Origin of the sequence: Streptomyces sp. NPDC093598 (genome assembly GCF_044764825.1) — a bacterium.
Classification (GTDB): Bacteria; Actinomycetota; Actinomycetes; order Streptomycetales; family Streptomycetaceae; genus Streptomyces.
Window position 1 is genome coordinate 170596 of sequence record NZ_JBIWIV010000007.1, and the last position, 12964, is coordinate 183559.

The following is a 12964-nucleotide window of genomic DNA, read 5'->3' on the forward strand; positions in this document are numbered from 1 at the left end:
TGCGCAGGCGTCATGGAAACAGCACGGGTGGGGAGAGACCATGGACACCACGCAGCGGACCGATCAGCAACGGTCCGCCGACCGCCGCCGGCGTGAGCTGCTGGAGGCCGCCGACCGAGTGGTGCTGCGCGACGGCCCGCAGGCCTCGATGAACGCGATCGCGGCGGAAGCCGGTATCACCAAGCCGATTCTCTACCGGCACTTCGGCGACAAGGGCGGACTTTACGCGGCCCTTGCCATGCGGCACACGGACGCGCTGCTGGACTCGCTGCGGGCGGCGCTGGACGCGCCGGCGGACCGACGGGAGCGGGTCGAGGCGACGTTGGACACGTACCTCGCGGCGATCGAGGCGCGGCCCCAGGTGTACCGGTTCCTGATGCATCCGGCGGAGGGGAGCCAGCCGGGGGATCAGGGGTTCGATGTCGGCAAGCACAGTGCGCCGTTGCTGCGGCGGATGGGCGAGGAGCTGGCACAGGTCATCGAGGAGCGGCTGGATCTCGGGCCGGGCGGGCAGCAGCTGGCGCGGGTCTGGGGGCACGGGATCGTCGGCATGATGCATGCGGCCGGGGACTGGTGGCTGGGGGAACGGCCGTGTTCCCGTGCGGAGTTGGTGCGGAGTCTTGCCGATCTGTTGTGGGGTCGGCTTGCGGCTGCGGGGGATCGGGTGGGAGGTCCCGGGTTCTGACCGTCGTGTGTCGCGTGCGGACCGGTGGGGGCTGGTCGCGCCCACGCGGCGGAGCCGCACATCGAACACAGCCCCGCGCCCCTGGACGCCTCACCGCACCCCACGCCAAGAGGCCCGGGCCACCTGCCGCATCAGTCTGCGATGGCGCCAGCCCTTGAGGTGGTCCGCGTAGACGCGGCCCGCCAGGTGGTCGCACTCGTGTTGCAGGCAGCGGGCGAAGAAGCCCGTGCCGTGGACGGTGATCGGGTCCCCGGTCACCGTGAAGCCCTCCACCACCGCGTGGTCGTGGCGTTCCGTGCCCGCCTCCAGGCCCGGCAGGGACAGGCAGCCCTCCGGGCCCCGGACGACCACACCGTCCTTTTCGGTCAGGCGGGGGTTGATCACATGGCCCACATGGCGGACGTCCTCGTCGTCCGGGCAGTCGTAGACGAAGACCCGCAGCGGCACGCCGACCTGGTTGGCGGCGAGACCGACGCCCTGGGCGGCGTACATGGTCGCGAACAAGTCCTCGACGAGTCGGGCCAGTTCGGGTCCGAAGTCGGTGACCTCCGCGCAGGGTGCGTGCAGGAGCGGGTCGCCGTGCAGGGTGAGGGGTCTCACGCGGCCGTGGGCGCCTGGGATGGAGCTGTGTCGCATGGCGGCAAGAGTAAGGTCCTGTCGGTCCGCGCCTCCCACACGAGTTCGCCACAGTGCCGCGGTTCGGGAGTGCGAATGGATCTCGATAGGCTGAGGTCCACACCACGTGGCCGTCAGGCTTCAAGGCGCGGCGCGTACGCAAGGAGGATCGAGAACTGATGGCAGGCAACTCGGACCCGCTCTCGCCGCGGGCCAAGCTGGCCGTGACCGCGGGCAAGGCGGTCGCGGCGGCATCGCGCGCCGCAGGGCGCGGCAGCGGTTCGGTGATCGGCGGCCGGGTCGCGCTCAAACTCGACCCCGACCTCCTCGCCCGGCTCGCCCAGAACCTGGACGTGATCCTGGTCTCCGCGACGAACGGCAAGACCACCACCACCCGGCTCATCGCCGAGGCGCTGCGCGCGGCGGGACCGGTCGTCTCCAACGCGCTCGGCGCCAACATGCCGGCCGGCATCACCTCGGCCCTCGCCGGCAGCTCGGACGCCCGCTACGGCGTCATCGAGGTCGACGAGAAGTACCTCGCCGGCGTCGCCCGGGACACCGCCCCGAAGTGCATCGCCCTGCTCAACCTCTCGCGCGACCAGCTCGACCGGGCCGCCGAGACCCGCATGCTCGCCGAGAACTGGCGGGAGGGACTCGCGGGTTCCAAGGCCGTGGTCGTGGCCAACTGCGACGACCCGCTGGTGGTGTGGGCGGCGTCGTCCTCCCCCAACGTGATCTGGGTGGCCGCCGGGCAGATGTGGAAGGACGATGCCTGGTCCTGCCCGTCGTGCGGTGGCGTCATGCAGCGCCCGGGCGACGACTGGTTCTGCGGCGAGTGCGGCTTCCGCCGTCCGACGCCGAGCTGGGCGCTCTCCGGCGACCACGTGCTCGACCCGCACGGCTCGGCCTGGCCGATCCACCTCCAGCTGCCCGGCCGCGCCAACAAGGCCAACGCCGCCTCCTCGGCCGCCGTCGCCGCCGTGTTCGGGGTGCCGCCGCAGGTCGCGCTGGAGCGCATGTACCAGGTGCAGGCGGTGGCCGGGCGGTACGACGTCGTCCAGTTCCAGGGCCGTGACCTGCGGCTGCTGCTCGCGAAGAACCCCGCCGGCTGGCTCGAGACGTTCTCCCTGATCGACCCGCCGCCCACCCCGGTCATCCTGTCGGTGAACGCGCGCTCCGCCGACGGCACCGACACCTCCTGGCTGTGGGACGTCGACTACTCGCGCCTGACCGGCCACCCGATCTGCGTCGTCGGCGACCGGCGACTGGACCTGGCGGTGCGCCTGGAGGTCGCCGACCAGCACTTCCAGGTCTACGAGAACCTCGACCAGGCCGTGGCCGCGTGCCCGCCGGGCCGGATCGAGGTCATCGCCAACTACACGGCGTTCCAGGACCTGCGCCGCCGCGTCGGCAACTGAGCACGAGACGTCAGGGGACTTTTGTGAGCGACAACCAACTGCGCATCGTCTGGATCTATCCCGACCTGCTCAGCACCTACGGCGACCAGGGCAACGTCCTCGTCGTCGAGCGCCGCGCCCAGCAGCGCGGCCTGGACGTGGCCCGGCTGGACGTGCGCAGCGACCAGCCGATCCCGACCTCGGGCGACATCTACCTGATCGGCGGCGGCGAGGACCGGCCGCAGCGGCTCGCCGCCGAGCGGCTGCGCCGGGACGGCGGACTGACCCGGGCCGTGGAGAACGGCGCCATCGTGTTCTCCGTGTGCGCCGGCTACCAGATCCTCGGCCACGAGTTCATCAACGACCTCGGCCAGCGCGAGCCCGGTCTCGGGCTGCTGGACGTGGTGTCGGTGCGCGGCGAGGGCGCGCGGTGCGTCGGTGACGTGCTGGGCGACGTCGACCAGCGTCTGGGCCTGCCCCCGCTGACCGGCTTCGAGAACCACCAGGGCGTCACCCACCTCGGCCCCACCGCCCGCCCGCTCGCCCGGGTGCGCTTCGGCAACGGCAACGGCACGGGCGACGGCACGGAGGGCGCGTACAACGACACCGTCTTCGGCACGTACATGCACGGGCCGGTGCTCGCACGCAACCCGCTGATCGCGGACCTGCTGCTGAAGCTGGCCCTCGACGTCAACGCGCTGCCGCCGACCGACGACCGCTGGTACGAGGCGCTCCGCAACGAGCGCATCGCCGCTGCGCAGCAGCCTGCGTGAACACTGCTGCTCAGCGGCCCGCGTGAGGGAGGCGTCAACCTGCTGGTCAACAGCCCGTCTGACGGCACATCCGCACAGGTGAGCGGGGTCGTCCAGCAGGCGGACGCGTGCTTCGGTCCGGCCCCTCGATGCCGCTAGGGTGGCGGGGATTCGAGCCGGACAACGTGGTCCGGTCCCCGGCCCACGTTGAGAAGGTATTCGGGCTATGCGCATTGGTGTCCTCACGTCCGGCGGCGACTGCCCCGGCCTGAACGCCGTCATCCGGTCCGTCGTGCACCGCGCCGTCGTCGACCACGGCGACGAGGTCATCGGCTTCCGGGACGGCTGGAAGGGCCTCCTGGAGTGCGACTACCTCAAGCTCGACCTCGACGCCGTGGGCGGCATCCTCGCCCGCGGCGGCACGATTCTCGGGTCCTCCCGGGTCCAGCCCTCCCATCTGCGGGACGGTGTGGAGCGGGCCAAGGGCCATGTCGAGGAGCTCGGCCTCGACGCGATCATCCCCATCGGCGGCGAGGGCACGCTCAAGGCCGCCCGGCTGATGTCGGACAGCGGCCTGCCCATCGTGGGCGTGCCGAAGACCATCGACAACGACATCGCGGTCACGGACGTCACGTTCGGCTTCGACACGGCCGTGGGTGTGGCGACCGAGGCCCTGGACCGGCTGAAGACCACCGCCGAGTCCCACCAGCGCGTGCTGGTGGTCGAGGTCATGGGCCGGCACACCGGCTGGATCGCGCTGCACTCCGGCATGGCGGCCGGTGCGCACGCCATCGTCGTCCCCGAGCGGCCCTTCGACGTCGACGAGCTGACCCGCAAGGTGGGTGAGCGGTTCGAGGCGGGCAAGCGCTTCGCGATCGTCGTGGCGGCGGAAGGGGCGAAGCCGAAGCCGGGAACCATGGAGTTCGACGAAGGCGGCAAGGACATCTACGGGCACGAGCGGTTCGCCGGGATCGCCCGGCAGCTGTCCGTGGAGCTGGAGGGGCGGCTGGGGAAGGAAGCCCGGCCGGTGATCCTCGGGCACGTGCAGCGCGGCGGTACGCCGACCGCCTATGACCGGGTGCTGGCCACGCGGTTCGGGTGGCATGCGGTGGAGGCCGTGCACCGCGGTGAGTTCGGGCAGATGACCGCGCTGCGCGGCACCGACATAGTGATGGTGCCGCTCGCCGAGGCCGTGAAGACGCTGAAGACCGTGCCGGAGGACCGGTACGACGAGGCGGAGTGTGTGCTCTGAGATCGAGCTGATCCGCGCCTGACTGCGCCCCCGGTCACAACCGTGGCCGGGGGCGGTTCTACTCTTGTGGGCGGACAGATGGCTGCACACCCCCACGAAACAGGAGCCGGCGGAATGGATCACAGCGGGCACGGCATGACCATGGATCTGCCGCCGTTCACGCTGGGACGAGGGCTGGAGTGGTCGGCGGACCCGTTCTTCCTCGTCGCCTGCCTGGCCGGGCTGGCCCTGTACGGGTGGGGTGTCGTGCGGCTCGTCCGGCGCGGGGACAAGTGGCCCGTGGGGCGGACGGTCGCCTACGTCCTGGGCGTGCTGAGCATCATGCTCATGATGTGCACCCAGCTGAACGACTACGGCATGGTCATGTTCAGTGTGCACATGGTGCAGCACATGGTCATCAGCATGGTGTCGCCCATCCTCATCCTGCTCGGGGCGCCGATCACACTGGCGCTGCGGGCGCTGCCGACCGCGGGGCGTGGCCGCAAGGGCCCGCGTGAGCTGCTGCTGATGTTCCTGCACAGCCGGTACATGCGGATCGTCACGCACCCGGCGTTCACCATCCCGCTGTTCATCGCGAGCCTGTACGGGCTGTACTTCACGCCGCTCTTCGACACCCTGATGGGCTCCAAGGCCGGTCACATCGCGATGATGGTGCACTTCCTCGCCGTCGGCCTGGTGTTCTTCTGGCCGATCATGGGCGTGGACCCGGGCCCGCACCGCCCGGGCTACCTGATGCGGATGCTGGAGCTGTTCGCGGGCATGCCGTTCCACGCGTTCTTCGGGATCGCGCTGATGATGGCGTCCGAGCCGATGGTCGAGACGTTCAAGAACCCGCCCGGCTCGCTCGGCATCGAGGCGCTCTCGGATCAGAACGCGGCGGGCGGCATCGCCTGGGCGTTCAGCGAGATCCCCTCCGTGCTGGTGCTGGTCGCCCTGCTGTTCCAGTGGTACGCCTCGGACCAGCGGCAGGCCAGGCGCGAGGACCGGGCCGCCGACCGCGACGGGGACAAGGAACTGGAGGCGTACAACGCCTATCTGGCCTCGCTGAACACGCAGGGGCGCTGAACACCGCTCGTGTACGGGCCGTGCGCGCCGGGCGTCCGCCGGGCACCATAAAGGGACCGAACCATGAGGAGGGTGTTGCGATGCCCGGTTCCACGAACGGTTCCAACTCGACGAAGACCATGGGAGCGCTCACGCTGGGCGGGCTGGTCGTGGTGACGGCCTACACGGTGGCGCTCGGGAGCAATGGCTGGCTGTGGTTCGGCTGGGTCGTCCTGGGGCTGATCACCCTGGGACTGGTGGTCACCACGCGCAGCACCTGACGGCTCACTCCCGGGTCAGCCGGCCGGCCGGGTGCACACCCGGCTGGTACTTCGGGAGCCGGACGGTGATCTTCATGCCGGCGCCCACGGCGGTCTCGATGACGAGCCCGTGGTCGTCGCCGTAGACCTGGCGGAGCCGGTCGTCGACGTTGGAGAGGCCGATGCCGCCCGAGGGGCTGACCTCGCGGGCGAGGATGCGGCGCAACAGGCCGGGGTCCATGCCGGCGCCGTCGTCCTCGATGACGACGAGGGCCTCGGCACCGGCGTCCTGGGCGGTGATCTGGATGTGGCACTTGCCGGAGGGCACGGCCTTGCCCTCCAGACCGTGCTTGACGGCGTTCTCGACGAGCGGCTGCAGGCACAGGAACGGCAGGGTCACCGGCAGCACTTCCGGGGCTATCTGGAGGGTGACGGAGAGGCGGTCGCCGAAGCGTGCCCGCACCAGCGCCAGGTAGTGGTCGATGGCGTGCAGTTCCTCGGCGAGGGTGGTGAAGTCGCCGTGCCGGCGGAACGAGTAGCGGGTGAAGTCGGCGAACTCCAGGAGCAGCTCGCGGGCGCGCTCGGGGTCGGTGCGGACGAACGAGGCGATCACCGCGAGCGAGTTGAAGATGAAGTGCGGGGAGATCTGGGCCCGCAGGGCCTTGATCTCGGCCTCGATGAGGCGGGTGCGGGACTGGTCGAGATCGGCCAGTTCCAGCTGGACCGAGACCCAGCGGGCGACCTCGCCGGCGGCGCGGACGAGCACCGCCGACTCGCGGGGCGCGCAGGCGACGAGGGCGCCGTGCACCCGGTCGTCGACGGTGAGCGGGGCGACGACCGCCCAGCGCACCGAGCAGTCGAGGCTGTCGCAGGTGAGCCGGAAGGCCTCGCCGCGGCCGGTCTCCAGGGGGCCCGCGAGGCGTTCCATGATCTCGGTGCGGTGGTGGGCGCCGTCGCCGTCCCAGACCAGTACCTGCCCCTGGTCGGTGAGGCAGAGGGCGTCCGTGCCGAGCAGGGAGCGCAGTTTGCGGGCGGACTTGCGGGCGGTCTCCTCCGTCAGGCCGGACCGCAGCGGGGGCGCGGCGAGGGACGCGGTGTGCAGGGTCTCGAAGGTGGCGTGCTCGACGGGGGTGCCGAGGCCGGCGAGGCTCTTGGCCCGTGCGGTGCGCCGGCCGAGCCATACCCCCAGGGCGAGCACCGGGAGCACGGCCACGCACAGGCCCGCCAGGAATCCGCTCATGCCGTCACCTCCGTGCGCAGTTCCTCGGGCAGGTGGAACCGGGCCAGGACCGCCGCCGTGCCGGGCGGGACCCGGCCGGGGGTGGCCAAGGACACCAGGATCATGGTGAGGAAGCCCAGCGGCACCGACCACAGCGCGGGCCACGCCAGCAGGGCGTGCAGGGCGGCTCCCTCGCCCGGGTAGCCCGCCATGGTCGCGGCGACGGCGAGCAGGGCGGAGCCGCCGCCGACCAGCATCCCGGCGGCGGCTCCCGGCGGGGTCAGCCGACGCCACCAGATGCCGAGGACGAGCAGCGGGCAGAACGAGGACGCCGACACGGCGAAGGCGAGCCCGACGGCGTCGGCGACCGGCAGCCCACCGACCAGGACGCTCGCCGCGAGGGGCACGGCCATGGCGAGGACCGTCCCGAGCCGGAAGTGCCGTACGCCCCGGGACGGCAGCACGTCCTGGGTGAGGACACCCGCGACCGCCATGGTCAGGCCCGAGGCCGTGGACAGGAACGCGGCGAAGGCGCCCCCGGCGACCAGCGCGCCCAGCAGATCGCCGCCCACTCCCCCGATCATGCGGTCGGGCAGCAGCAGGACGGCGGCGTCCGGGTCGCCGGTGAGGGTGAGTTCGGGGGCGTAGAGGCGGCCGAGCGCGCCGTAGAGGGGTGGCAGGAGGTAGAAGGCGCCGATCAGGCCGAGGACCGCGACGGTGGTGCGGCGGGCGGCGACGCCGTGCGGGCTGGTGTAGAAGCGGACCACGACGTGCGGCAGGCCCATGGTGCCGAGGAACGTGGCGAGGATCAGCCCGTACGTGGCGTAGAGCGGGCGTTCCTCGCGGCTCTCGGCCTGTGACGGGGACAGGTCGCCGCCGCCGCTGCGCTCGGCCCGGGGGACGGGGGCGCCCGCGGCGAAGGTGAGGCGGGTGCCGCGTTCGATGTGGTGGGTACCGGCGGGGAGGTCGAGCCGTGTGTCGGTGTGCGCGCGGCCGTCGACGGTGCCGGTCACCGTGACGGTCAGCGGGCGTTCCAGCTTCAGGTCGATGCTGTCGTCGACGCGGACGGCGCGCTGCTCACGGAAGGTGGCCGGTTCGTCGAAGGCGTGCCGGGGGGCGCCGTCGCTCTGCCAGGTGAGGACCAGGAAGAGGGCGGGGACGAGCAGGGCGGTGAGCTTCAGCCAGTACTGGAAGGCCTGCACGAAGGTGATGCTGCGCATGCCTCCGGCGGCGACGATGGCGGTGACGACGACGGCGACGATCACTCCGCCGAGCCAGTCGGGCGCCCCGGTCAGCACGGTCAGGGTAAGCCCGGCGCCCTGGAGCTGGGGCAGCAGGTACAGCCAGCCGACGCCGACGACGAACGCACCGGCCAGCCGCCGCACGGCCTGGGAGGCGAGGCGGGCTTCGGCGAAGTCGGGGAGGGTGTAGGCGCCGGAGCGGCGCAGCGGGGCGGCGACGAAGAGCAGCAGGACCAGATAGCCGGCGGTGTAGCCGACCGGGTACCAGAGCATGTCGGGGCCCTGGACCAGGACGAGGCCCGCTATGCCCAGGAAGGAGGCGGCGGAGAGGTACTCCCCGCTGATGGCGGCGGCGTTGAGGCGGGGGCCGACGGTCCGGGAGGCGACGTAGAAGTCGGAGGTGGTGCGCGAGATGCGCAGGCCGAAGGCGCCGACGAGGATCGTCGTGACGACGACCAGGGCGACGGCGGGGATGGCGTAGCTGGAGTTCATCGGTGGGGCTTCAGCGGTCTTCGACGAGGCGTACGAAGTCGCGCTCGTTGCGCTCGGCGCGGCGGACGTACCAGCGGGCGAGCAGGACCAGGGGGGCGTAGAGGCCGAAGCCGAGGACGGCCCATTCCAGGCGGCGGGCGTCGGGCATCGCCGCGAACAGCAGCGGGAGCGGGCCGATGAGCAGGCCGAGGACGGCGAAGACGGTGAGGGCGGCGCGCAGTTGGGTGCGCATCAGGGAGCGGACGTAGGTGTGGCCGAGGGTGGTCTGCTCGTCGATCTCGGTGCGCGGGCGGTAGTAGCCGGATGAGGTCCGGCGCGTCAGGCGGGGCGGGCCGGTGACGACGACGCGGCGTTCGGTGTGGTCCTGGGGCACCGTCACGGCCTCCTCATGAGCAGGTCGCGCAGTTCGCGCGTGTGGCGCCGGCTGACCTGGAGCTCCTCGGAGCCGACGAGGACGCTGACGGTGCCCGCGTCGAGGCGCAGTTCGCCGATGTGGCGCAGGGCGACGAGGTGGCGGCGGTGGATGCGGACGAAGCCGCGGGTGCGCCAGCGCTCCTCCAGGGTGGACAGCGGTATGCGCACCAGGTGACTGCCCTTGTCGGTGTGCAGACGGGCGTAGTCGCCCTGGGCCTCGACGTGGGTGATGTCGTCGACGGCGACGAAGCGGGTCACCCCGCCGAGTTCGACGGGTATGTGGTCCGGGTCGGGTTCGTGCACGGGGATGCGCGGGGCGGCGCCGCGCAGCTCGGCGGCCCTGCGGACGGCCTCCGCGAGCCGCTCCTTGCGGACGGGCTTGAGGACGTAGTCGACGGCCTTGAGGTCGAAGGCCTGCACGGCGAAGTCCTCGTGGGCGGTGACGAACACGACGAGCGGTGGCCTGGCGAAGCCGGTGAGCAGCCGGGCGAGGTCGAGGCCGTCGAGGCCGGGCATCTGGATGTCGAGGAAGACGACGTCGATGGCCTCGGGCCCGCCCGGGCCGGACTCCAGGGCGCGGTTCATGCGGCGCAGCGCCTCGGTGGCGTCGCCGGCGCCCTCCGCGCTGCCGATGCGGGGGTCGGCGTGCAGGAGGTAGAGCAGCTCCTCCAGGGAAGGGCGTTCGTCGTCGACAGCCAGGGCACGCAGCATGAACGTGGAGTGTAGGGGCGATCCCCGCTGTTCGGACACGTGGATACAGTGCCCGCATGAACAGCAGGTCGTCCACGCCGTTCGACGAACTCGACCGGAAGATCATCACGGCGTTGATGGCGAACGCCAGGACGTCGTTCGCCGAGATCGGCACGGCGATCGGACTGTCGGCCACGGCGGTCAAGCGGCGGGTCGACCGGCTGCGCGAGACGGGCGTCATCACCGGGTTCTCGGCGACGGTGAAGCCGTCGGCGCTGGGCTGGCGTACGGAGGCCTATGTCGAGGTGTACTGCGAGGGCGCCGCACCGCCGCGGCGGCTGGCCGAGGTCGTGCGCGACTACCCGGAGATCGCCGCGGCGATGACCGTGACCGGCGGCGCGGACGCGTTGCTGCATGTGCGGGCGCGGGACGTGGAGCACTTCGAGGAGGTCCTGGAGCGGATCCGGCAGGAGCCGTTCATCAGGAAGACGATCAGCGTGATGGTGCTGTCCCACCTGCTCCCGGAGAGCCCGGAGGCGGGGGCCAGCCAGCCGGCGCCGCAGGAGCCTCCGGGGCGCGCAGCAGACCTGCGCTGAGCGGTCACAAGACGCAGCGTTCCTGCGCGAACACGCAACCTTTGATTCTTGTCGGGCACCTCCGTCGGTTCCTACCGTTGTGTCAACCCCCAGTCACACACCGTGAGGAAGCGGAGGGACCCCTCTGTGCCCGACTCCCGTGTGCCGCGCCGGCGGCGCTACCTCGTCTGCGAACCCAGACACTTCGCCGTGCAGTACGCGATCAACCCGTGGATGCATCCCGACGAACCCGTCGACGTCATCCGCGCCCTGGACCAGTGGCAGGCGCTGGTCGACGCCTACCGTGCCCACGGCCATACCGTGGACAGTGTGAAACCCGTTCCCGGTCTGCCCGACATGGTCTTCGCCGCGAACGCGGCGGTCGTGGTCGGCGGCCGCGTCTTCGGCTCCCTCTTCCACGCGCCCGAACGCCGTCCCGAGTCCGTGCCCTACGAGGCGTGGTTCAAGACGGAGGGCTTCGAGGTGTACCACCCCGAGTCGGTGTGCGAGGGCGAGGGCGACCTGGTGCCGGCCGGCCGCTGGATCCTGGCCGGGACGGGTTTCCGTACGACCCGGGAGGCCCACAGCGAGGTGCAGGAGTACTTCGGGACGCCGGTGATCAGCCTGACGCTGGTGGATCCGTACTTCTACCACCTCGACACGGCGCTGTTCGTCCTCGACGAGGGGCACGACGGGAACATCGCCTACTACCCCGAGGCGTTCTCGCCGGGCAGCCGCGAGGTGCTGGCCCGGCTGTACCCGGACGCGGTGCTCGCCACCCGTGAGGACGCGATGGCGTTCGGGCTCAACTCCGTCTCCGACGGGCGCCACGTGTTCATCTCACCGGGGGCGACGGGCCTGGCCGAGCAGTTGGCCGGCCGTGGCTACGTCCCCGTCCCCGTCGACCTGTCCGAGTTCCAGAAGGCCGGTGGCGGCATCAAGTGCTGCACCCAGGAGATCCGGGAGACCCGCTCATGACCGCACCCGTCCGCACCGAGGACCCGCAGGAGAGCCGTGGCTCGCGGGAGACCCGTGGCTCGCAGGAGCTGATCCGCGCGGAGGAGCCGGTCCTCGCGCACAACTACCACCCGCTGCCGGTGGTCGTGGCCCGGGCCGAGGGCACCTGGGTGGAGGACGTGGAGGGGCAGCGCTACCTCGACATGCTGGCCGGCTACTCGGCCCTCAACTTCGGCCACCGGCACCCGGCGCTGATCGAGGCGGCCCATCGGCAGCTCGACCGGCTGACCCTCACCTCACGCGCCTTCCACAACGACCGGCTCGCCGAGTTCGCGGAGCGGCTGGCCGCGCTGACCGGCATGGACATGGTGCTGCCCATGAACACCGGTGCGGAGGCGGTGGAGAGCGGGGTGAAGGTGGCCCGCAAGTGGGCCTACGACGTCAAGGGCGTACCGGACGGCCGGGCGACGATCGTGGTCGCGGCGGACAACTTCCACGGCCGTACGACGACGATCGTCAGCTTCTCCACGGACGCGACGGCCCGGGCGGGCTTCGGGCCCTTCACCCCGGGTTTCCGGGTGGTGCCGTACAACGACCTGGCCGCGATGGAGGCGGCGGTCGACGAGACGACCGCGGCGGTGCTGATCGAGCCGATCCAGGGCGAGGCGGGGGTGATCATCCCGGACGACGGTTATCTGGCCGGCGTGCGGGAGCTGACCCGCCGCAAGGGCTGTCTGTTCATCGCGGACGAGATCCAGTCCGGGCTCGGCCGCACGGGCCGCACGCTGGCGGTCGAGCACGAGCCGGTGGTGCCGGACGTGCTGCTGCTGGGCAAGGCGCTGGGCGGCGGCATCGTGCCGGTGTCGGCGGTGGTCGGGCGCCGGGAGGTGCTCGGGGTGCTGCATCCCGGGGAGCACGGCTCGACGTTCGGCGGCAACCCGCTGGCGGCGGCGGTCGGTACGGCGGTGGTCGAGCTGCTGGAGACGGGCGAGTTCCAGCGCCGGGCGGCCGAGCTGGGCGTGATCCTGCGCGACGGTCTGACGGGGCTGGTCGGCAAGAGCGTCGTCGGCTTCCGCTCGCGCGGCCTGTGGGCGGGCGTGGACGTCGACCCCGCGCTCGGCACCGGCCGCGAGATCAGCGAGCGGCTCATGCGGGAGGGAGTCCTGGCGAAGGACACCCACGGCTCGACGATCCGCCTGGCCCCGCCGCTCACCATCACGGCCGAGGAGCTGCGGGGAGCACTCGCGGCGCTGGAGAAGGCACTGGGGTAAGGGGCTGGAGGAGGACCTTCAGCGGCAGGTCGGCGGCGATACCGAGCGGGCGGACGTGCGGACGACGCCGGCGCCCTGCCGCAGTTGGCGGGGGCGCTCG

Annotated in this window: 14 protein-coding genes; 9 read left to right on the forward strand and 5 right to left on the reverse strand. The window is 71.6% G+C overall.

The features are described 5' to 3' along the window. The first annotated feature begins 40 nt into the window (after window positions 1-40). Entirely contained in the window at window positions 41-685 is a 645-nt protein-coding gene (locus ACIRDU_RS22360; protein ID WP_306922675.1) for a TetR family transcriptional regulator, read from the forward strand. A 90-nt stretch (window positions 686-775) separates the two neighbouring features. On the opposite strand, the gene def is transcribed toward ACIRDU_RS22360, so the two are convergent. After that, entirely contained in the window at window positions 776-1321 is a 546-nt protein-coding gene (gene def, locus ACIRDU_RS22365; RefSeq protein WP_403581985.1) for a peptide deformylase, read from the reverse strand. A 158-nt stretch (window positions 1322-1479) separates the two neighbouring features. Between def and ACIRDU_RS22370 the strand changes: the two genes are divergently transcribed. From ACIRDU_RS22370 to ACIRDU_RS22390, 5 genes are all read left to right on the forward strand, one after another. Then, a complete protein-coding gene (locus ACIRDU_RS22370) occupies window positions 1480-2718 on the forward strand; it encodes a MurT ligase domain-containing protein (RefSeq protein WP_033307230.1) in 1239 nt (412 codons plus the stop codon). 23 nt (window positions 2719-2741) lie between these two features. Further along, window positions 2742-3470, forward strand: coding sequence for a glutamine amidotransferase (locus ACIRDU_RS22375; RefSeq protein WP_161368284.1), 729 nt, complete (start codon window positions 2742-2744; stop codon window positions 3468-3470). A gap of 205 nt (window positions 3471-3675) precedes the next feature. Continuing rightward, window positions 3676-4701 carry a 6-phosphofructokinase gene (locus ACIRDU_RS22380; protein ID WP_403581987.1) on the forward strand — a complete coding sequence of 342 codons (1026 nt, stop codon included), beginning with the start codon at window positions 3676-3678 and terminating at the stop codon, window positions 4699-4701. 114 nt (window positions 4702-4815) lie between these two features. Beyond that, window positions 4816-5766, forward strand: a complete 951-nt coding sequence (locus ACIRDU_RS22385) for a cytochrome c oxidase assembly protein (RefSeq protein WP_403581989.1) — start codon at window positions 4816-4818, stop codon at window positions 5764-5766. A gap of 80 nt (window positions 5767-5846) precedes the next feature. Beyond that, window positions 5847-6026 (forward strand): hypothetical protein, encoded by a 180-nt coding sequence (locus tag ACIRDU_RS22390; RefSeq protein ID WP_030835374.1) that lies wholly within the window; start codon window positions 5847-5849, stop codon window positions 6024-6026. A gap of 4 nt (window positions 6027-6030) precedes the next feature. On the opposite strand, the gene ACIRDU_RS22395 is transcribed toward ACIRDU_RS22390, so the two are convergent. From ACIRDU_RS22395 to ACIRDU_RS22410, 4 genes are read right to left on the reverse strand one after another with little or no spacing between them, the layout of a single operon-like run. Further along, complete coding sequence (locus tag ACIRDU_RS22395; RefSeq protein ID WP_403581990.1) at window positions 6031-7245, reverse strand: sensor histidine kinase; 1215 nt, start codon at window positions 7243-7245, stop codon at window positions 6031-6033. Then, window positions 7242-8957, reverse strand: a complete 1716-nt coding sequence (locus ACIRDU_RS22400) for a cation acetate symporter (RefSeq protein WP_403581992.1) — start codon at window positions 8955-8957, stop codon at window positions 7242-7244. The genes ACIRDU_RS22395 and ACIRDU_RS22400 overlap by 4 nt, the downstream gene beginning before the upstream one ends. 10 nt (window positions 8958-8967) lie before the next feature. Continuing rightward, window positions 8968-9330: a hypothetical protein gene (locus ACIRDU_RS22405; RefSeq protein ID WP_403582224.1), complete on the reverse strand. Its 363-nt coding sequence runs from the start codon at window positions 9328-9330 to the stop codon at window positions 8968-8970. A gap of 2 nt (window positions 9331-9332) precedes the next feature. After that, the gene (locus ACIRDU_RS22410; protein WP_053674358.1) at window positions 9333-10082 is read right to left on the reverse strand and encodes a LytTR family DNA-binding domain-containing protein; all 750 of its coding nucleotides are present in this window, start codon (window positions 10080-10082) and stop codon (window positions 9333-9335) included. A 56-nt stretch (window positions 10083-10138) separates the two neighbouring features. On the opposite strand from ACIRDU_RS22410, the gene ACIRDU_RS22415 reads away from it, so the two are divergent. The 3 genes from ACIRDU_RS22415 (at window position 10139) to rocD (ending at window position 12864) form a co-directional block, all read left to right on the forward strand. Next, window positions 10139-10657: an Lrp/AsnC family transcriptional regulator gene (locus ACIRDU_RS22415; RefSeq protein ID WP_403581994.1), complete on the forward strand. Its 519-nt coding sequence runs from the start codon at window positions 10139-10141 to the stop codon at window positions 10655-10657. A gap of 126 nt (window positions 10658-10783) precedes the next feature. Next, window positions 10784-11614, forward strand: coding sequence for a dimethylargininase (ddaH, locus tag ACIRDU_RS22420; protein ID WP_403581995.1), 831 nt, complete (start codon window positions 10784-10786; stop codon window positions 11612-11614). Continuing rightward, window positions 11611-12864: an ornithine--oxo-acid transaminase gene (rocD, locus tag ACIRDU_RS22425; protein ID WP_403581997.1), complete on the forward strand. Its 1254-nt coding sequence runs from the start codon at window positions 11611-11613 to the stop codon at window positions 12862-12864. The genes ddaH and rocD overlap by 4 nt, the downstream gene beginning before the upstream one ends. The last annotated feature ends 100 nt before the right edge of the window (window positions 12865-12964 follow it).